Raw genomic sequence first — 18,759 nt, 5'->3', positions numbered from 1 at the left:
TGGGCAACCGCTTCCGGGTGCTCACCTCCTCGGTCTGCGTGAGATCAGCCCCTGCGGATGCGCAGGCTGGTGATGAGCACAGCGCCCGCGAGGACGGCGACCGCACCCACGACGAACGGGCCGCTGGCCGCGACGTTGTCCACGAGAAGTCCGCCGACGACCCCGCCGATGGCCACCGAGACGTTGGACGTCGTGACGATGAGACCGCCGACCTGCTCGAGGCGAGTCGGCTCCGCGCGCGCCCCCCAGGTCAGCATCGCGGTCGGCGTACCACCGAACCCGATTCCCCACAGGACGGCGCCGATGAACAGCCCCACGGTCGATCCGCCCAGGAGCAGCGCCACGAGGAGTCCTCCGCCGACCAGGGCGGGGAACAACAACACCGCGACCCGCAGAGCGCGATCCGCCAGCGGGCCGGCCAACGCCGCACCGATCAGGTTCGCGACACCGAAGGTGCCGAGCAGCAGCGCAAGACCGCCGGCATCGATTCCGGCGATGAACTCCGCGGCAGGACGGATGTAGGTGAACCCGCTGAAGTGGCCGCCGAAGATCAGGAGCATGGCGAAGAGCCCAGCCAGCATCGTGCCCGAACGCAGCACCTGGCCGAGAGCACGAATGCCGTGACTCTGAGCAGGTGCCACGGCCGGCAGGGTCACCAGCTGAGCGATAAGGGCGACGGCCGAGACAACCGCGGCGAGCACGAACGAGCCGCGCCATCCCCAGAACTCGCCCAGCCACGCCCCGAGCGGGACGGCGATGACGGTGGCGAGCGCGACACCCGTGTTGATGATCGTCAGCGCGCGGCCCAGGTGGTCGGCACTCACCAGGTGAGCGGCCACGGCCGTCGCCAGGGCCCAGAATCCACCGAACGCCACGCCGAGGAGAATCCTCGACAGCATCACGAGTTCGAAGTTGGGCGCGATGGCCACCAGAAGGTCGGAGACGATCGCGAGAGTCGTCAGCACGATCATCACGCGGCGGCGATCGGCGCGCGGCAGGATCGCCGGCAGCAACAGAGCCGTCAACGCTGCGGCGATGGCGGTCACCGTGACCATCTGCCCGGCGGCGCCCGTGGTGATTCCGAGGTCGTCGCTGATGCGGGGCAGCACGCTCGCCGGCAGGAACTCTGCCATGACGAACGAGAAGATTCCGACGCCGAGCGCGACGACGCCGCCCCAGGCTGGCTTGTGCGGTGTCGACCGCTCGGTCGACAAGTTTGCGGTGGTCAACTTCTTCTCCTGAGTGTGAATAGGGTGGCGCGGATTTCGGCCCGCGACCGCTCCAACGGCACCCTGACGAGTTCGATTCCGCCGGAGAGGGGCCCTGCCGGCCCCCTGGCTCCGGGGGGAACTGGCTGGGGGATGACAGCGCTCGTAGCTTGTTCTCTGCCCCACCCGGGCACGGAAAACAGAAGAAGAAGGAAGCAACATGTCTGACATCGAGACCATGCGTCGCTGGTACGAGCGCTACATCGCGGACCTGAACGCCCACAAGTTCGACGGCATGGATGAGTTCATCAACGACACCACGACGCTCAACGGCGTACCGGCGACCCGTGATGTGCTCCTCACCGTTCAGAAGGCCGACGTGGAGGCGGTTCCCGACCTCCATTGGGAACTGCACGAACTGCTGTTCGACGGTGACCGTCTCGCCGCGCGCCTCACCAACACGGGCACTCCCGTGACGGAGTGGCTCGGCGTCCCGGCGACGGGCAAGTCGTTCTCCATCACGGAGTACGCCATCTACGAGGTGCGAGACGGCCGTTTCATCCACATGACGGCGCTGCACGACGCCGGGACGATGAAGCGGCAGCTCGCGGCCTGACAGCCGGAACCGGCATCGACGACCATGACTGTCACATTCATCACCGGAGGCGCCCGCGGTATCGGTTTCGAAACCGCCAAGCAGCTTCTCAGTGTGGGCCACACCGTTTACATCGGAGATCGCGACATCGCGGCGGGGGAAAGGGCAGCGGCCGACATCGGTGCGCGGTTCGTCCCGCTCGATGTCACCGACGACGCATCGGTGAACGCCGCCCTCGCTGCGATCTCGGCCGCCGAGCCGCGCCTGGACGTCTTGGTGAACAACGCCGGGATCCACGGCGACGGGGTCGTCGATGCCGCTACGGCCCTCCGGGTCTTCAACACCAACGCGGTGGGCTGGGTGCGCGTGACGGAGGCGGCTCTGCCGCTCCTGCGCGCGTCCGCCCACCCCACCGTCGTCACCGTGTCCAGCAGCGCGGGGTCGTTCTGGGCCGTCACCAACCCCGAGCGACCGGAGTACGCCGTCGCTTTGCCGTTGTACTCCGCATCCAAATCGGCCATCACGATGCTGACGGTGCAGTACGCGAAGGCCTATCCCGAGATCAAGTTCAACGCCGTGGAACCCGGCACGACTGCCACGGAGATGACGGCCGCCCTGCAGGTCGACGGGAGACCGGCTGCCGAAAGCGCGCGCGTTGTCGTCCGACTGGCGACCCTCGCTCCCGACGGCCCCACAGGGACCTTGCAGGACGACCACGGCATCTTGCCCTGGTAGTCAGCGGACACGCGTGAACTGACGGAAACGCCCGGAAGAGAAACTCTTCCGGGCGTTTCCGCGTCGACTCACCGCGCGACGTGGTCAGACGGACGCGGAGCCGTGTCTCTCGGACCAGGCCTGTTGCAGCGCATCCGCCATGAGCTGGGTGGGCTGCACGCCGGCCACCCCGTACCTGCCGTCGATCACGAAGAAGGGGACGCTCGTGATCCCGTAGGCTCCGGCAGCCGCTTCGTCGGCGTGGACAGCGTCCACGTACTCCCCCGCTTCGAGGGACCGGACGGCGTCTGCGCGATCCAGGCCGAGCTCGTCGGCGATCTGCCCGAGCGTCTCGACGTCCGAGACGTTGCGACCCTGCGAGAAGTAGGCCACGAACAGCGCCTCCTCGGCCTCCGGCTGCTTCCCGCGCGCCTTGGCGTAGTGGATCAGCTGGTGGGCCAGCGATGTGTTGGTGAGCAGGGCGGTGTCGAAGTTGATGTCGAGCCCGATGCTCCGGCCGCGCACGGTGACGCGCGCCAGAAGCGCGGTGGCCTCGCTCTCGCTCATCCCCTTGCTCTCGACGTTGAAGTCGAAGACCGACTGCGTCTGCCCGATCGGGAGGTCCGGCTGGAGCTCGAAGCTGTGGAACTCGACCTCGACCGCCCGGCCCTCGCCGAAGCCGGCGGCCTCGAACGAGCGAACAGCCTCCTCCAGACGACGCTTGCCGATGTAGCACCACGGGCACATCACGTCGGCCCAGACATCCACTTTTACCCGGCGATTGCCGCGCGATGCGGCGGTGAGTGAACTCACTTCTGTTCCTCTCAACCGACGACGCGTTGTGCGCGCTGCAGGTGGCGGATGAGGTCCTCGCGGCTCTGCCCATCCACGATGTGGCGCCACATCGGTGTGCCGGGGGCACTGCGCCAGGACTCGCTCAGCGGGCTGTTGTCGACGGCATCGAAACCGAGGTCGTCGTAGAAGCGCGTCAGGAGCTCGACGGCTTCCGGGTAATCGCTCGAGACGACCAGCGCCTTCCGGTCCGGGGCGCCGGCAGGCCGGGCCAGCCGCACGATGGCAGGCAGCGCGTCGCTGGGTACGCGGATCTGGAATCGCTCGTGGAACTGGATGTGACTGAACGCCTTGACGACCATCGATCGAGGCAGCTGCTCCTGACGCAACTCATGGATCGTCTTCAGGCCCGAGTCCACCTCTGGGTAGTTGCCGTCGCGCCAGACCATGTAGTTGTTGTTGTCGATGACGACCTTCCCGGCGAGTTCCTCGACCGGAAGGATGTCATTTGGCGTGTACGGGAAGGCCAGGAACGCGAAGTCCCCAGCGGCGGCGGCTTCTGCCGCGGTGGCGGCACGCGCCTGGGGGCCGAGCTCGGCGACGAGACCTCTCAGGGTCTGGGGTCCGCGCGAGTTGGCGATGACGACGTCATAGCCCGCCCTGATGGCGACGCGGGCGAGCGTGCTTCCCGCCTGGCCCGCCCCGAGGATGCCGATGGTGGTCACGAGTGTTCTCCTTGAAGGGTCGTCGGGGTCGTTGTGGTCTGCCCTCAGACGAAAGTAGAGCCTGCGGGCCCGGCGAGCTTCGGCGAGAGGGGGCCCTGTTGCACCCCGGGACCGCGGGGGCAGGACGGCATATGCCTCCGCGGGCACGTCCGGCATCCGTACCCGTTACGTAGTTGCACGGATGAGAGCGACCGTCCTCGCGAGAGTGAATGGATGGGTGCTTCCCCCGGCCTCTCCTTCCTCAGTCCTGCGCGCCCGAACGGCGCCGAACCGCGTGCGCGCCGTCGCAGCGACAGCGGGCGTCATCCTCGCCCTCTCGCTCGCGTCCACCCCGGCCCCTGCCCTCGGGGTGACCCCCGTCGGGGTCGTCGCAGCCTCGGGGGCGACCGACGAGGTGCCGTTCTACGTCGTCCAGACCGCCTTCAACGGTGAGCCGGAGTTCCTCTTCGAAATCGCGCAGCGCTTCCTCGGCGACGGCGAGCGCTTCCGCGAGATCTTCGCCCTCAACGAGGGCCGCGTACAACCCGACGGGCTGGCCATGACCGATCCCGCGGTGGTGAAACCCGGATGGATCCTGCAGCTGCCCACCGACGCGCGCGGAGAGGAACTGGAGTTCGCCCCGTCCATCTCCGAATTTCAGCCCGCGCGGCCGGTGGCCGGCGCGTCACCCTCGGCCAGCGCCCCCGCCGGCGACGGGACGGTCAACGAGTCGACGCCCGACGACGGACAGCCCGACGCCACCGGTGTTCCCGCATTCGCCGTCATCGCCGGGGCGGGCGCGATCGCGGCGATCGTGCTGGCGGGCCTGAGCATCATCGTGATCCGCCGGATGCGACGGCGCGGGGCCTCCGCGACGCGGGCGACGAGACTCCCCGCCGACCGGTCGTCGTCGTGGATCGTCGACAGCGCGCTGAAGATCCTCCTGGCCGCGTGCGCTCGCGAGAACGTGCGCTTCCCCGGCTTGTACCTGGTGACCGTCGACGATGACGCCGTTCACCTCCTCCTGACGGCCCCGGCTACCCCCGCACCCATCGGGTGGACGGCCTCGGCCGACGGGCGCACCTGGACGGCGACGCACGCGCATCTGCAGGCCCAGCCTGTCCCGGCCGGCGCCGACAGGTCCTTCTCCCGGCTGGTCGGGCTCGGCATGAGTGCGTCCGGCGCCATCCTCCTGGATTTCTCCCGCGCCAACGGTCCGATCAGCATCGACGGCCCCGCAGAGGCGGTGGACGAGGTGGTCGAGGCGTGGATCGCGGAACTCACGACGAGCCCCTGGTCCGACCCGGACCAACGCGTGGTGCGAGCGGGCGGGCGAGAGGAGAGCGGGCAGCGGAGCTTGGACGCCGTTCTCGAGCGCCTGGAGCAGGAGGGCACCGGGATCATCGTGCTCGAATCCCCTCCCTCCCGCGCGCAGGGTGAGGTTCTTCGCACGCTCTTCGGGTCGAGCGATTTCTCCTGGGTCGTCCTCGTCAAGGGCGGCTTCGGCGCCGCGCCGTGGCGCTTCACGGCGCGTGGCGGTGTGCTCACCAGCGGGTTCCTGCCCGACGTCCGGTACACCGCGCCGCGTGCCACGCCCGAGCCGGCGCACTCCTGATCCTCCCCTCCCCCTGAATGCCGGCGCGCCCGGCCCTGGAAGAAAGAAGGCACATCATGGCCAATCTCAGCGTCACCTACGACGACATGAAGGATGCAGCGACCCGGCTGAAGGCGGGCGAGCAAGAGATCAACGCACGCCTGGCCCAGCTACGGAGCCTCGTAGACAGCCTGGTCTCCGGCGGGTACGTCACCGACAAGTCGTCGGTGGCCTTTGATCGGGGCTATGCCGAGTTCACGGACGGTGCCAAGAAAACGATCTCGGGTCTCGACGGCATGAGCACCTATCTGACCAAGGCCGCCGAGCTGCTGCAGCAGACCGACAGCGACCTCGCCAACGCACTGCAGAAGTAACCCTCCCCAACCGCGGTTCCGCGTCCGCACGGACGCGGAACCGCGGTGCGTTCACCGGAGCATCCCCCATGCGCATCATCACCACCCTTCGCGACCTCGATCGGAGGAGCCGCGACTTCCTGGTGGAAGCCGAAGGCGACGCATCCGTCGGCGATGTCCTACGCCGCATGGGTGCCGACAGCGCCGCGGCCGCTGCCGGCGACGAATACATCATCATCGACGGCCGCGCGGTCGACCCGTCGCTCTCCCTCCGGGACGCCGGGATGCGGCAGGGCGCGGTGATGTCCGTCGCCCGCTCCTCCGCGAGCACAGCCTCGAGTACCGGCGCGGGTCTCGTCGACATCGGGCTCGCCGGCGGACGCGGCAGCGGGCGGGTCGTCCGCCTCGGCCCGGGCCGGCACTCCATCGGCGGGTCGGCGACGCGCGGCCCCTCGCTGCCCGGCCTGCCCGACGCCGCTCTGATCGTCGAGGTGGACGTCCGCATGCGGGTGCGGGTACGCGCCGCCGCCGTGGGCGTGGCGGCTGCGCTGGACTCACACGCTCTGGGTGACGAATTCGTCGACTGGCCATCGGGCACCGACATCCGCATCGGCGACCGGCTCGTGCAATATCGGCCGGCAACGCTCACCGACGCGGTGCTCGAACCGTCCGACGACGGTTCCGTACAGGAGTTCCACCGCCCGCCGCGCGTGCGGTTCGCCGAGCCCGAGTCGACGTTCACGATCCCGGCGGCACCGTCCCCTCAGGCGCGCAGTTCCTGGCCCTGGGTCGCCGCCTTCCTGCCGCTACTCGGAGCCGTTGTCACCGCGGTCGCGTTCGGGTCGGCCATGTTCCTCCTCATCGCCGTGCTGAGCCCGGTCATCGCCTTCGCCAACGCGTTCGTCAGCCGGCGGCAAGGGCGCCGCACGCACGCCGAACGCACCACTGAACACGCGACGCTCGTGGCGCAGATCGAGTCCGACATCGACGAGCGCCGCACCCAAGAGCGCGCCGCACTCCTGGAAACCGCGCCCAGTGCCGCCGATCTGTGGCCCATCGCAACAGGCCCGGCCGCGCAGCTGTGGGCCCGACGACCCGGCGATGACGACCACCTGCTGCTGCGGCTGGGCACCGCCGACATCCCCAGCCGGGTGGTCGTCGAGGATATGCGCGAACCGCTCGAGCACCGCCGACGGCGTCCGGCGACGCTGCACGACGTGCCCGCGACCCTGCCGCTGGCGGTGTCGGGCGTCGTCGGACTCGCCGGATCCGTCGCGGGGGTTCGATCCACCGCGGGATGGATCATCGCCCAACTGGCCGTCCTGCAGAGCCCCCGAGACCTGCAGCTGTACGTCCTGACCACCGGGGACCGAGCATCGGATTGGGGCTGGACCACGTGGCTTCCGCACGCCGTGCCGGCCCTCGGCCAGGACGCGCGCGCGCTCCTCGGCAACGACGCCGACACGATCGGCCGACGCGTGGCCGAACTGGCACAGCTGGTCGCCTCCCGCCGGGCCCAGGCGGCCGCATCCTTCGGCAAACCGGCGCGCTTCACGCCGGACGTGCTCGTGGTCTGGGACGGCGCCCGCCGACTGCGCAGCTACCCCGGTGTCGCCGGGGTGTTGCGCGATGGTCCCAGCGTCGGCGTCTACAGCGTCTGCGTGGACGAGGACGAACGCTCCCTCCCCGAAGAATGCACCGCCGTCGTCGCGATCGGATCCGACTCTCGCGCGGTCATCCGGCGGTCGTCGTTCCAGGCGGTGCGCGAAGTACGCCTGGACGGAATCGACCCCGACTGGTTCGAGGATGTGGCGCGCGCACTCGCGCCCCTGCGCGATCCCGGCGACGAGGATGACGCCATCCCCGACGCCGCACGGCTCACCGAGGTGATGGAGCTGGAGCCCGTGGCGGCGCCCGATCTCCTGCGCCGCTGGTCAGGTGGTGCCCGCAGCACCCGCGCCGTCGTCGGCGTCTCGCTGGACGGCGCGTTCTCGCTCGACCTCTCCAGTGACGGCCCGCACGGGCTCGTCGCCGGCACGACCGGCTCCGGCAAGTCGGAACTGCTGCAGACGCTCGTGGCGAGCCTCGCGGTGGCGAACCGTCCCGATGGCATCAACTTCGTGCTGGTGGATTACAAGGGCGGCGCCGCCTTCAAGGACGCGATCCGTCTCCCCCACACCGTGGGCATGGTCACCGATCTCGACGCCCACCTGGTGGAGCGCGCTCTCACCTCCCTGGGAGCGGAGCTGACCCGGCGCGAGCATCTGCTCGCTCGCGTCGGCGCCAAAGACATCGAGGACTACGTCGCCGACGCTCACACCGACCCGGACCGCCCGCCGATGCCACGTCTGGTCATCGTCATCGACGAGTTCGCGTCGATGGCCCGCGAGCTGCCCGACTTCGTCAGCGGTCTGGTGAACATCGCCCAACGGGGGCGCTCCCTCGGCATCCACCTCATCCTGGCCACGCAGCGCCCCTCGGGAGTGGTGTCGGCCGAGATCCGCGCGAACACCAACCTGCGCATCTCGCTGCGCGTGACCGACGCCGCCGACAGCACGGACGTCATCGACGCGCCGGACGCGGCCCGCATTCCAGCGTCGGTGCCCGGGCGCGCGTACGTGCGTCTGGGGCATTCCTCCCTCGTCCCGTTCCAGACTGCGCGGGTGGGCGGGCGTAGCCGGGGGGCCGCCTCCGCACGCCAGGCGGCGCCCTTCGTCGCGGAGGTGGGGTGGGACACCGCGGGCTATCCCCTGCCGGCGCCACCGCGCACGCCGTCCGCCGACGGCGAAAGCACCGACCTCTCCCGACTCGTGGATGCGGCGCGGGACGCCGCCGACCGACTCGCGCTCCCCCCGAACCATTCGCCGTGGCTTCCGGCGCTCCCCACCTCTGTTCTGCGCGCCGACCTGCCCGTCGACGCCGTCGCCGCAGGGAGCGCTCGGCTGCCCGTCGTGGCCTGGGCCCTGGCAGATGTACCCGCGGAACAGGCGCAGCGGCCCGTGACCATCGACTTCGCCGACTTCAGCCACCTGTTTCTCGCCGGGTCCGCGCGCAGCGGCCGGTCCCAGGCGCTGCGCTCGATCGCGGGAGGCATCGCCGCGCGGATCTCCAGCGCCGACGTGCACCTGTTCGGCGTCGACATGGGAAACGGCGCCCTCCTCCCCCTCAGCCGCCTGCCGCACACCGGCGCCGTTGTGCAACGGTCCGAGCGGGAGCGCATCACGCGCCTGTTCGACAGGCTGCAGGCCGAGCTCACCCGCCGCCAGGAGCTGCTGGGGCGGCTCGGCGTCGCCGACGTCGGTGAGCAGAGGGCACAGGCCGAGCTGCCCGATCGCCTCCCGCATCTCGTTCTGCTCGTCGACCGGTGGGAGAGCTTCGTGAGCACCTTCGGCGACGCCGACGCCGGGGCTCTCGTGGAGACGGTGCTCGGGTTCCTGCGCGAAGGCGCCGGCGCCGGCCTGCATGTGGTCCTCGCCGGTGACCGCTCGCTGCTGTCGGGTCGCATCAGCGTGCTGACGGAGGACAAGTGGATGCTGCGCCTGGCTGACCGCACGGACTACAGTCTGGGCGGGGTCAGTCCTCGTGTCATTCCGGAGTCCATGCCGGAAGGCCGGATGATCCGGGCGGGCTCCGGCCGTGAGGCGCACGTCGCGCTGCTCGCGGCCGACGTGAGCGCGACGGCGCAGGCGGTGGCGCTCACCGAGATCGCCATGGCGGCACGCGCCCGCGACCGGGACGTGCCGCGCACCTCACAGCCGTTGCGGATCGATCTGCTACCCAGTTCCCTCACCTGGGAGGAGGCGACCTCGTATCCGCGCTCGGGCACGGGGCACACGGCGCTGTGGGCGATGGTGGGCGTCGGTGGAGACGATCTCGCCGCCGTCGGCCCCGACCTGGGAGGCGGCGCACCGACCTTCCTGGTCGCAGGACCTCCGCGCTCGGGGCGCAGCAACGTCTTGGCGGTGATGACGCGTTCCCTGCTGGACGGCGGCTCCGATGTCGTCCTGCTGACTCCCCGCCGCTCCCCGCTTCCGGCGATGTTCGCGCACATGCCCGGCGTGCGCCGGATCTTCGAGCACGCCGACGTCGCAGAGGCCGAGCTCGCCCAGGCCCTCGCCCCCGGCGAGCGCCCGGTCGTCCTCATCGTCGACGATGGTGAGGACACCCGCGACATGCCGGCCAAAGACTTCCTGCGCACGTGGATCCGCGAAGCCGCCGGCGGGGACCGCGGCGTCATCCTCGGCGGCAGCGCGGCGGAGGTCGGCAGTGGCTTCACCGGCTGGCAGGTCGACATTCGCAACAACCAGCGTGGGGCGCTGCTGAGCCCACGGACCGTCCTCGACGGAGACCTACTGGGCGTGCGCCTCCCCCGCTCCCTCACCACGGCACCGATCGCTGCCGGTCGCGCCGTGGTGCACCTGGGGGGCGGGACCCTCCAGACCGTGCAGATCCCCCGGCTTCTGGACTGAACATCTCCGACTCGTAGAAAGGCACCACGATGGCCAATCTCATCGTCGATGACACCCTCGACGACACCAACCGCGACCTCAAGTCGATCCGCGACGAGTTCACGAACGCCGCCCGCAATGCCGACGACAAGGCAGCGATCTGGGGGCAGCGCGACGTGAGCCGCGCCATGGACGAGTTCGCCGACAACTGGCGTGTGCACCGGGACAAGATCCTGGAGCGGCTCGGGAAATTCAGCGACCGCGTCGAGGAGGCGTGCAACACCTGGAGCGAGGCCGACAAGCAACTCGCCGAGAGCATCGAGACGGAGGTGGCCCATGGCTGAACGTCCAGGACCGTGGGACCTGCTCGGGCTGGATGGCGACCCGGTGGTCGCGGATGTCGTCGCGATCGATGAGCGTGTCTCGCACTTCCGCTCCCTCGCGGAGGCCATGCGGGTGCAGGGCGATCGTCTCTCGCGGATCGCATCCGGCGAGTCGCTCCGCGGCGCATACGCCGACGAGTTACGCGGCTCCGCCGAGCAGGTGTCGAAAGACCTGACCCAGGTGGTCGGTCGGTACGAAGCGGTCGTCGGGGCCCTGACGCAGTTCCGCCCGGAGGTGGATGCCGCTCTCACCGGCTCCAGCGCAGCGCTCGACGACGCCATCGACGCGAGCGGCGCCGCGCGCCAGGCGGAGTCGCTCCCCGAAGCCCTGCCGCAACCCGGCGCCGAGCTCACACCGGAGCAGACGCAGGCGAACACCGATCGGACAGCCGCGGTGGATGCTGCGGCGTCGCGCGTGGCGGCGGCGAAGGCGAAACTGAACGATGCGTTGGCCCGATTCGACGAGGCCGGCGCCGCGGCTGCCCGAATCATACGCTCCGGCTTCGGTGACGGTTTGACCGACAGCTGGGTCGACCGCTTCGTCGCCGCCTTCAAGAAGTTCTTGAAGATTTTCATCCAGGTACTGACCTACATCGGGATGGCACTGGCCGTCCTGGCGCTGATCATCCCCGGGGTGGGCCCGCTCCTCCTGGCCGGAGCGATCATCGGCGCCGTCGCACTCGTCGCCGAGGTGGCGCTGATGGCCCTGGGAGAAGGCTCGTGGGTCGACCTCGGAATCGCCATCGCCGGAGTGCTCACCCTCGGAGCCGCGAAGCTGTTCGGCCCGTCTCTGAAGTCCGGCTTCCGCGCGACGATGGCTTCTCTGCGTAACCGTCCGGGGGTGCGACCCCCGACACCCACGCCCCGGCCCGCAACGCCTGACGCGACACCCACGCCCCGGCCCGCCACCCCTGACGCGACACCTACGCCGCGCCCCGCCACCCCTGACGCGACACCCACGCCGCGCCCCGCCACCCCTGACGCGACACCCACGCCGCGCCCCGCCACCCCTGACGCGACACCCACGCCGCGGCCCGCCACCCCCGACGCGACACCCACGCCGCGCCCCGCCACCCCCGACGCGACACCCACGCCGCGCCCCGCCACCCCCGACGCGACACCCACCCCGCGGCCCGCGACACCCAGCCCGACCCCAGCGCCTCTCCCCCAGAGCGCGGGACGATGGCGTCCGAAGAAGCGGGACAAGCCCACGGAAGAGCTTCCGCCCGACCTGGACAAGTTGGATCCCGACGAGATCCTCAGCCCCGAGGCCACCGCGATGCACAAGTACCTGGGCGGCGGAGCGACCCCGATGAATCGGTATCTGCGGGGACTCGACGGTCCGCCCAATCCCGCCCGAGATGGAGAGGCGGCACTCGTGTCGGCGGAGTTGCGCAAGCTTCCTCCGCTCGACGAAGCCGTGACCTACCGTGGCGTGAATGTCGACCTCGCGAGCAGGCTGAAACCGGGAGAGACCTTCGTGGACCCCGGGTTCGTCTCGACGTCGCTCTCACGAGGTGAAGCCGAGTCGTTCGTCGTGACCGGCGGTGAGCTTAACGGCAGGAACATGAGTGGGGTCGGGACCGTATTCCAGTTCGAGAGCCGAGGAACCGGGCGCGATGTCAAACCGCTGACGACCGCGGGCGAGCACGAAGTGCTTTTCGACAGGGGCACGCCGTTCGAAGTGGTCGACGTGCGGAACGGACCCCCGGTGCCTGACGGGCGCGGCGGCGAGATCAACATCCAGGAGGTCATCCTTCGAACGCCCGATGGTGTTGCCGGCGGAGTGGGCGGGAGCTGACATGGACCAGGACGACACGATCCTCCGTGCCGCGGGACTGCTGATCGGGCTGGCTCTCGCTGACGAGTGGTCGGCGACGACCGAGATCGCCCTGTGCGTGGCGGACGCGGCCGCGACGGGTCTGCCTCTGGACGACCCACGGGCGATCGACCTCCTCCGGCGCAACCTCCGGGATCGCCGTGCGACGGCGCCGGGTGGCGAACTCGGCGACGCGGTCTCGGCGGACGCTCTGCTCGCGGCGTGCGCCATCGTGGCCCTCGCCCACCATCGCGACACGCGAGACGAGCAGGAAAGTGCGCTGCGCGCGGTGCTGGCCGTCCTGGGCAGCCCGCTCTCTGCCGAACCGGAGCACCTCCTATGGACGGAGACGGTGGCAGCGCTCATGAACGCCGAATCGTTCGATGTCGCCCGCCGCCTGCGTGAGGAGTTCACATTGACGTCACTACGCGCGGTCGCGGACGCGGTGCAGACCGCAAGCGCGCCCCCCGCTGCGAGTCCGCAAGACGTCACGGAGGCGGCTCTCGACCCCCTCTCGTCCGCCATGAGGATCGCGCCGGGTGCGACAGGAGCGCTCGTCGGTGCGCTGTTCGGAATCGGCGCTCTCCCCGGAGCCCGCGTCGCGCGCCTGTCGGGCTGGCCGGATGCCGACGGGGCCGCACTCGTGCAGATCGCCCGCGACGTCGCCGCGCGACGCGAACGCGGGCTCCCGGGGGTAGCGCTCCCCGTCGGCGCGCCGCCCGCGGAGCCCGACGAGGGCACGCTCGATCCCACCGGCGACGGGAGCCGCTGGCGCGTTGTGCGCGTCGCCTTGACCGCACTCGCCACGGAGGGAGCACCATGAGCACGCACGGGGCCATCGAGAGGGTGCGGGTGCACCGCATTCCGGCGACGTGGCGCACCGGTGAGCGCGAGGGGGAATTCGTCGCCACGGCCCTTCCCCGTGGAGAGCAGACTGCCTTCGTCACCGCGCGCCCGCCCGAAAGCGCCAATCCCGACTATCTGCTCGAACGGTACGGCGCTCGAACGCCGGGGCCGCTCGGTCGCCCGGTAGTGCAGACCCTGCCCGACCTGCTGGCTGACGGGGTGTCGATCGTCTCCTTCCCCGCCGGACGAGACGGCGCCCTGCACGCCCGTATCGATCTCGTCCGTCGCGCCTGGAATCTCGATATCGCCGTCTCGGCTCGTGACGTGCACATCGAGAACGCGGACGCGCTGTACTCCGACATGCTGGACCTCCTGTGGGAAGTCCGCCCGGAAGGAACCCCATGACCGCATACGACATCGTCCAGATCCCCGGGTGGGAGAACCTGCCGCTGCAGGCCGCCGACGCGGCCGAGTTGGATCGACGACTGGACGAACTCGCCCACGATGCGGTGCCCGACGACGTGCCGCGCGACTCGGCGACGCCGTTCCGGGGCGAGCTGCGCAAACATCTCGGCCGGCTCGTCGACCGTGCACGATCGGCCGGCGCGGGGATGCTGTGCCTGCCGACCCAGCGGATGGGCGACCTCGCCATGCCCGCCTCCTACACGGTCTCGGAGTGGCGCGACCCGGAGGCGGGAACCGTCACACCCGACGAGGTGATCGCGTCGCTAGCCGCAGACAGCGGCGCAGCCGTCGCGAGGGTGGACGTCGACGGACAGCCGGCGCTGCGCGAGGAGGACATCGAGCGCCCTGAGCCGGGGGCCGACGTCCTCGCCACCCACGCGGGGCGGCGCGTGACGTACACGATCGCTGCCCCCGACACCGCGGGCGCGTGGCTCGTGTTCTCGTTCGTCACCATCGGCGACGGACACGCCGACGGCCCTCTCGCCGACGTCCTGGTGGAGTTGTTCGACGCCCACATGGGCACGCTGCGCTGGGGGTGACGAGGCCTTTCCACAGGGTGACGTATTCCCGAGCCGGTCCCCTCTGGCGCTCGTAGACTTGATCGCGATGTGCCCGGACGGACGCAGCGAGGATCTCGCCGCGATGATCTCCCGGGCGGAGCACTACCTCCGGGCATCCCAGCACGCCGAAGCCGCAGCCCTCATCCAGCGCAGCCGCCCCGCGCAGCTCCCGGCGGCACTTCTTGACCGCGCTCTGCCGACGCTGCTCATGGCGGTGAGCGTGGATGCCGGCGAGTTCGAGGCACGTCGCGTTTTCGATGCGATCGCCGAGGCGACCGAGAACGACGCCGCGCGCGGCATCCTGGACACCTACCGCGCCGAGGCCGCCCTCGACCCGGAGCAGCGCGCCACGCTCGCGCGAGCGGCGCTGGGCCGGCTCGATGACGACGCTCCGGTGTCACGGCACCGCGCGCTGGCGGCGCTGTTGATGGCCGAACTCGATCTGGGCCGTGGGCTCGACGAGACACTCCTGGACCGCATGGCGGCTCAGGAGTCACATCTGGAGCTGACCGCGCTCGTGGACAGCGCGCTCGCACAACGCGGTTTCTTCTCCTACCAGGTGGGAAAGCTCGATGAGTCGCGTACGGCGCTGCGCGCCCTGGTGCGCAGCGCTCACGACGATGGTCAGCCGTTCATCGAGCGGGTCTTCCGCACCCACCTTGCCACCGTCGACATCTACGCGGGCCGACTCGACACCGCCCGCCGTGCGCTCGACGATGCGGCACGTGCGGATGCGGGCGCCGCATCGATGTTTCCCGCCGAGGCCCGGGCCCGCGGGCTGCTCGCCATCCGCACCGGCGACGAGGAGACGCTGCAGGCGGTACTGCTGGAGCCCACCCTGCAAGGTTCGGAAGCAGCCGGTGAGTTCTCGCGTGCGGCGCTCACCGGGCTCGCCGCCGCTGTCCGCGAAGACTGGCGCGAGGCGTACGTGCAACTCGCCCGTGCCAGGGAGATGGCCGAAGGACTCGGCCTGCACGAGCCCGGCAGACGTTTGTGGATCGACTTCGATCTGGCTCGCGCGGCGGTCGAGTGCGGCCTCAGCGACGAGGCGGTCAAGATCGCCGACCGACTCGAAGAGATCGCCAAGAACGGGCGTCCGCTCCTCACGGGCCTCGTGCAACACATACGCGGGTTGGTCGAATCGTCGGTGGCGCGCCTGGAGGGGGCGGTGGCGGTCCTTGCCGGTGCGGGCTTCCCCGACCAGCACGCGCTGACACTCCTCGCACTGGGGCGCGCCTATACCGCGGCCGGTCAAGCAGGCCCGGCCCGCCGGGCACTGGACCGTGCGGACTTGATCGTGCGACGCACCGGAGACATCGCCATCGGGAGGCTGGTGGCAGCCGCCCTCTCCGCAGTCTCCTCCGAGGGTCGGCTGGCGATGCTGACGACCCGCGAACGGGAGGTCGCGCAGGCCGCCGCCGCGGGTGCGTCCTCCCGCCAGATCGCTTCATCGTCGTTCACCAGCATCCGCACCGTGGAGTCGCAGCTGTCGTCGGTCTACCGGAAGCTCGGCGTGCATTCGCGCACTCAGCTGGCCGCGCTCCTGGCCGACGGAGTGCGCGGGCGCGCGATCCTTGGAAGCGACCGCGCCGAGCGGTAGCAGAACGCGGACCCGCGAATCCGCCTCACTCCGTCAACTGCCACGCGGTGATCGGCGGACGGGCTTCTTCGTCGACGAGGACTTCGACGAGTGTCGGGGCCTCGGTGCGCAGCGCCGCGTCGAGCGCGTCGGCCAGCTGCGCCGCCTCTCCCACGCGCCAGTGTCGCATCCCCACCGCGGCGGCGATTCCGGTGTGATCGACCGGTGCGAACCGGATTGCGGACGTGTGCTCTCCGAACTGCTCGAGCTCGGAGTGCTTCTGGAAGCCGAGAATCGAGTTGTTCAGGACGATGACCGTCACATTGATGCGCTCCCGGACCGCCGTCTCCAGCTCGCTCCACACGTGGCCGAACCCGCCGTCTCCGGTCACGCAGACCACCGCGTGACCAGGACGCGCAACCTTCGCCCCCAGCGCCATCGGCAGGCCCCATCCCAGGCCTGCGAGGCCCCGGGGCGTGAGGAAGCGCTGTCCCCCGACGCGGGCGCGGAGGAAGCCGGTCACCCAGAGGGTTGAGAAACTTGCGTCCGCCACCACGATCGACTCCGCAGGAAGAAGGTCGTCCAGCGCAGACATCACGTGTCGCGGGTCGATGGCCGCACCGACGGATCGGACCGCGGCGGCGGCGGCACGGCCCTGCGTCCGCGAGGCCGAGATCTCCGCCTCCACCGCCGGACGCCGGTCTCTTCGACGCCGGCGCTGCTCCTCGCCCACCGCCGCCGTCAGGGCTTCGAGCCCCAGACGCGCATCGCCCACGAGCCGGAGGGCCTCGTAGTTGCGCCCCACCTCCGTGCCATCGATGTCGAGGTGGATGAACGTGGTGTCCTTCGAGAACAGCGTCCACGCATCCGTGCCGTTCTCATTCGTCCGCGTTCCCACGAGCACCGCGACGTCGGCGCCGTGGACGAGGTGGCGCAGGCGGTGGTTCGGAGCATCGGCGGACATCGCGTTCCCGATCACCCCGAGCGAGAGCGGATGCGTCTCGTCGACAGCGCCCTTGCCCATGTTCGTGGTCCCCACCGCCAGGGACAGCTCCTCCTGGAGCCGACCGAGTGCGGAGGCCGCGCCGGACAGGTGCACACCTCCCCCCGCGATCACCACCGGGCGCTCGGCGGACGCGAGCAGCGCGGCCGCCTCGTCGACCCGCCGCGGATCCGGCCCCACGCGGTCCAGGGGAAACCCGCCCAGCTGTGCGCTGCGCGCGGGCTCCCCCGCCTCGGCCGCCAGGATGTCCTTCGGCAGCAGCAGGACGACCGGTCCAGGCCGCCCTGTGGTCGCCTGCGTGATCGCCATATCCAGGAAGTCCTCCGCACGCTCTGCGGAGGGCAGCCGACGGCACCACTTCGTGACGCCGTCGAAGAGCCTGTGATGGTCCAGCTCCTGAAAGGCATTGCGATCCTGCCGGTCCGCGGTGACCTCTTGAACCAGGGCGAGCACCGGGATGGAGGCCTTGAAAGCCTCCGCCAGGGGAGGAACGAGCAGCGTCGCAGCGGGGCCGTTCTGCGCCGTCACCACGCCGATTCGCCGACTGATGCGCGCCGCAGCGTCCGCCATCGCACCCCCGGCGTTCTCCGTGCGGTACGCGACCTGACGGATGCCCCGTCGTTCCGCCTCCAGGATCAGCAGGCTGGGCAGGCTCTGCCCGAAGATCTGCTCGATTCCGTGACGGCGCAGTCCTTCGGCCAGGGCGATGGCGACAGTTCGGGTCATATCCCGAAGTCTTCGCCGAACGCGAGTCGCGGGCCAATACACGTTGCCTCTGGACGGATCAGGCTCCGTTATCGAAGTCGTCGCGGCTCACCCAGGTCTTCGCGAAGGCGATGAACCGTTCCACGGACGGCGCCATATGCGCGGTCTCGATCCACGCCACGCCATAGCCGACACGCGGCATCGGGTCTGCGAACCCACGGATCACGACACCGGGAGGGCACAGCATCTCGGCCCGGGCACGATCTAGCACCCCGACGCCGGCACCGGCGCGTACCGCCCCGAGCACGTACGCGGCATCGGCTTCCTCCACAACGACTGTCGGACCCTCGTCACCCCAGATCAGCCCGACGAGCGCGTCGTAATACCCCGGGGACTGTCGCCGCGGCCACATCACGATGCGCTCCCCGCGAAGCGACTCGCGCTCGATCCGCTCCTGACCGACGAGGGGGTGTCCGGCAGGCAGTGCGGCGACCAGCTCGCTCGTCCCGAGCGGCACATAGTCGATGCCCTTCGAGTCCATCAGCGGAAGGCGAACGAAAACCGCGTCCGCGTCGCCCTGGCGTAACAGCTGGCAGTTGTGGGCAGTCCATCCCGACTCGACCTCGATCGACATGTCCGGATGGTGCTCGCGGAACTCCGCGAGCAGCTCGGCGGCGCCGAGCTCCGGCGTCGAGCGATTGTGCGCGATCCGCAGCGTACCGCCGGCGCCGCTGCTCCATGCGCGGGCGGTCGCCTCGAACGCGTCGGCATGGCGCAACAAACTCTCCGCCTCCCCGAGCAGGGCGTGACCGGCACCCGTCAACGCCACACCGCGCCTACTGCGCTCGAACAGCCGCACGCCAAGCTCGTTCTCGAAGACCTGGATCTGCTGGGAGAGCCCCGGCTGAGCGATGTGCAGGCGCGCCGAGGCGCGCCCGAAGTGCAGTTCACGGGCGAGAACTACGAAGTAGCGAACTCTGCGTAGCTCCAC

16 protein-coding genes are annotated in these 18,759 nt (G+C 70.1%); 11 read left to right on the top strand and 5 right to left on the bottom strand.

Annotated elements, in window-relative coordinates:
- Positions 1 to 44 precede the first annotated feature (44 nt).
- Complete coding sequence (locus AC4FS1_RS14980) at positions 45 to 1,229, bottom strand: MFS transporter (protein ID WP_491156444.1); 1,185 nt, start codon at positions 1,227 to 1,229, stop codon at positions 45 to 47.
- A 199-nt stretch (positions 1,230 to 1,428) separates the two neighbouring features.
- On the opposite strand from AC4FS1_RS14980, the gene AC4FS1_RS14975 reads away from it, so the two are divergent.
- Positions 1,429 to 1,824, top strand: coding sequence for an ester cyclase (locus AC4FS1_RS14975; protein ID WP_484508081.1), 396 nt, complete (start codon positions 1,429 to 1,431; stop codon positions 1,822 to 1,824).
- Positions 1,825 to 1,848: 24 nt separating this feature from the next.
- Positions 1,849 to 2,538, top strand: coding sequence for an SDR family NAD(P)-dependent oxidoreductase (locus tag AC4FS1_RS14970; RefSeq protein WP_491156442.1), 690 nt, complete (start codon positions 1,849 to 1,851; stop codon positions 2,536 to 2,538).
- Between the two features lie 84 nt (positions 2,539 to 2,622).
- Here AC4FS1_RS14970 and AC4FS1_RS14965 read toward each other — a convergent pair whose 3' ends face one another.
- Both AC4FS1_RS14965 and AC4FS1_RS14960 read right to left on the bottom strand, forming a co-directional pair.
- Entirely contained in the window at positions 2,623 to 3,330 is a 708-nt protein-coding gene (locus AC4FS1_RS14965) for a DsbA family oxidoreductase (protein ID WP_491156441.1), read from the bottom strand.
- Positions 3,331 to 3,341: 11 nt separating this feature from the next.
- On the bottom strand, positions 3,342 to 4,034 hold the full coding sequence (locus AC4FS1_RS14960) for an NADPH-dependent F420 reductase (protein WP_491156440.1): 693 nt from the start codon (positions 4,032 to 4,034) through the stop codon (positions 3,342 to 3,344).
- 274 nt (positions 4,035 to 4,308) lie between these two features.
- Between AC4FS1_RS14960 and AC4FS1_RS14955 the strand changes: the two genes are divergently transcribed.
- The 9 genes from AC4FS1_RS14955 to AC4FS1_RS14915 all read left to right on the top strand — a co-directional run bounded on the left by AC4FS1_RS14955 (position 4,309) and on the right by AC4FS1_RS14915 (position 16,081).
- Positions 4,309 to 5,628, top strand: coding sequence for a LysM peptidoglycan-binding domain-containing protein (locus AC4FS1_RS14955; protein WP_491156438.1), 1,320 nt, complete (start codon positions 4,309 to 4,311; stop codon positions 5,626 to 5,628).
- Between the two features lie 56 nt (positions 5,629 to 5,684).
- Positions 5,685 to 5,981: a WXG100 family type VII secretion target gene (locus tag AC4FS1_RS14950; RefSeq protein WP_491156436.1), complete on the top strand. Its 297-nt coding sequence runs from the start codon at positions 5,685 to 5,687 to the stop codon at positions 5,979 to 5,981.
- Positions 5,982 to 6,049: 68 nt separating this feature from the next.
- On the top strand, positions 6,050 to 10,429 hold the full coding sequence (locus AC4FS1_RS14945) for an FtsK/SpoIIIE domain-containing protein (protein WP_491156434.1): 4,380 nt from the start codon (positions 6,050 to 6,052) through the stop codon (positions 10,427 to 10,429).
- A gap of 29 nt (positions 10,430 to 10,458) precedes the next feature.
- Positions 10,459 to 10,752: a hypothetical protein gene (locus AC4FS1_RS14940; protein ID WP_491156431.1), complete on the top strand. Its 294-nt coding sequence runs from the start codon at positions 10,459 to 10,461 to the stop codon at positions 10,750 to 10,752.
- The gene (locus AC4FS1_RS14935) at positions 10,745 to 12,592 is read left to right on the top strand and encodes an ADP-ribosyltransferase (RefSeq protein WP_491156429.1); all 1,848 of its coding nucleotides are present in this window, start codon (positions 10,745 to 10,747) and stop codon (positions 12,590 to 12,592) included. The genes AC4FS1_RS14940 and AC4FS1_RS14935 overlap by 8 nt, the downstream gene beginning before the upstream one ends.
- A gap of 1 nt (position 12,593) precedes the next feature.
- A complete protein-coding gene (locus AC4FS1_RS14930) occupies positions 12,594 to 13,433 on the top strand; it encodes a hypothetical protein (protein ID WP_491156427.1) in 840 nt (279 codons plus the stop codon).
- A complete protein-coding gene (locus AC4FS1_RS14925) occupies positions 13,430 to 13,861 on the top strand; it encodes a hypothetical protein (RefSeq protein WP_491156425.1) in 432 nt (143 codons plus the stop codon). The genes AC4FS1_RS14930 and AC4FS1_RS14925 overlap by 4 nt, the downstream gene beginning before the upstream one ends.
- Positions 13,858 to 14,460, top strand: coding sequence for a hypothetical protein (locus tag AC4FS1_RS14920; protein ID WP_491156423.1), 603 nt, complete (start codon positions 13,858 to 13,860; stop codon positions 14,458 to 14,460). Before AC4FS1_RS14925 ends, AC4FS1_RS14920 begins: the two co-directional genes overlap by 4 nt.
- Before the next feature lie 67 nt (positions 14,461 to 14,527).
- On the top strand, positions 14,528 to 16,081 hold the full coding sequence (locus tag AC4FS1_RS14915; RefSeq protein WP_491156422.1) for a LuxR C-terminal-related transcriptional regulator: 1,554 nt from the start codon (positions 14,528 to 14,530) through the stop codon (positions 16,079 to 16,081).
- A gap of 25 nt (positions 16,082 to 16,106) precedes the next feature.
- Here AC4FS1_RS14915 and AC4FS1_RS14910 read toward each other — a convergent pair whose 3' ends face one another.
- Complete coding sequence (locus tag AC4FS1_RS14910) at positions 16,107 to 17,789, bottom strand: acetolactate synthase catalytic subunit (protein WP_491156420.1); 1,683 nt, start codon at positions 17,787 to 17,789, stop codon at positions 16,107 to 16,109.
- A 58-nt stretch (positions 17,790 to 17,847) separates the two neighbouring features.
- Positions 17,848 to 18,759: a LysR family transcriptional regulator gene (locus tag AC4FS1_RS14905; RefSeq protein ID WP_491156418.1), complete on the bottom strand. Its 912-nt coding sequence runs from the start codon at positions 18,757 to 18,759 to the stop codon at positions 17,848 to 17,850.

Source organism: Microbacterium sp. Z12_35 (assembly GCF_058310475.1).
This window is presented reverse-complemented; position numbering and strand designations above follow the sequence as displayed.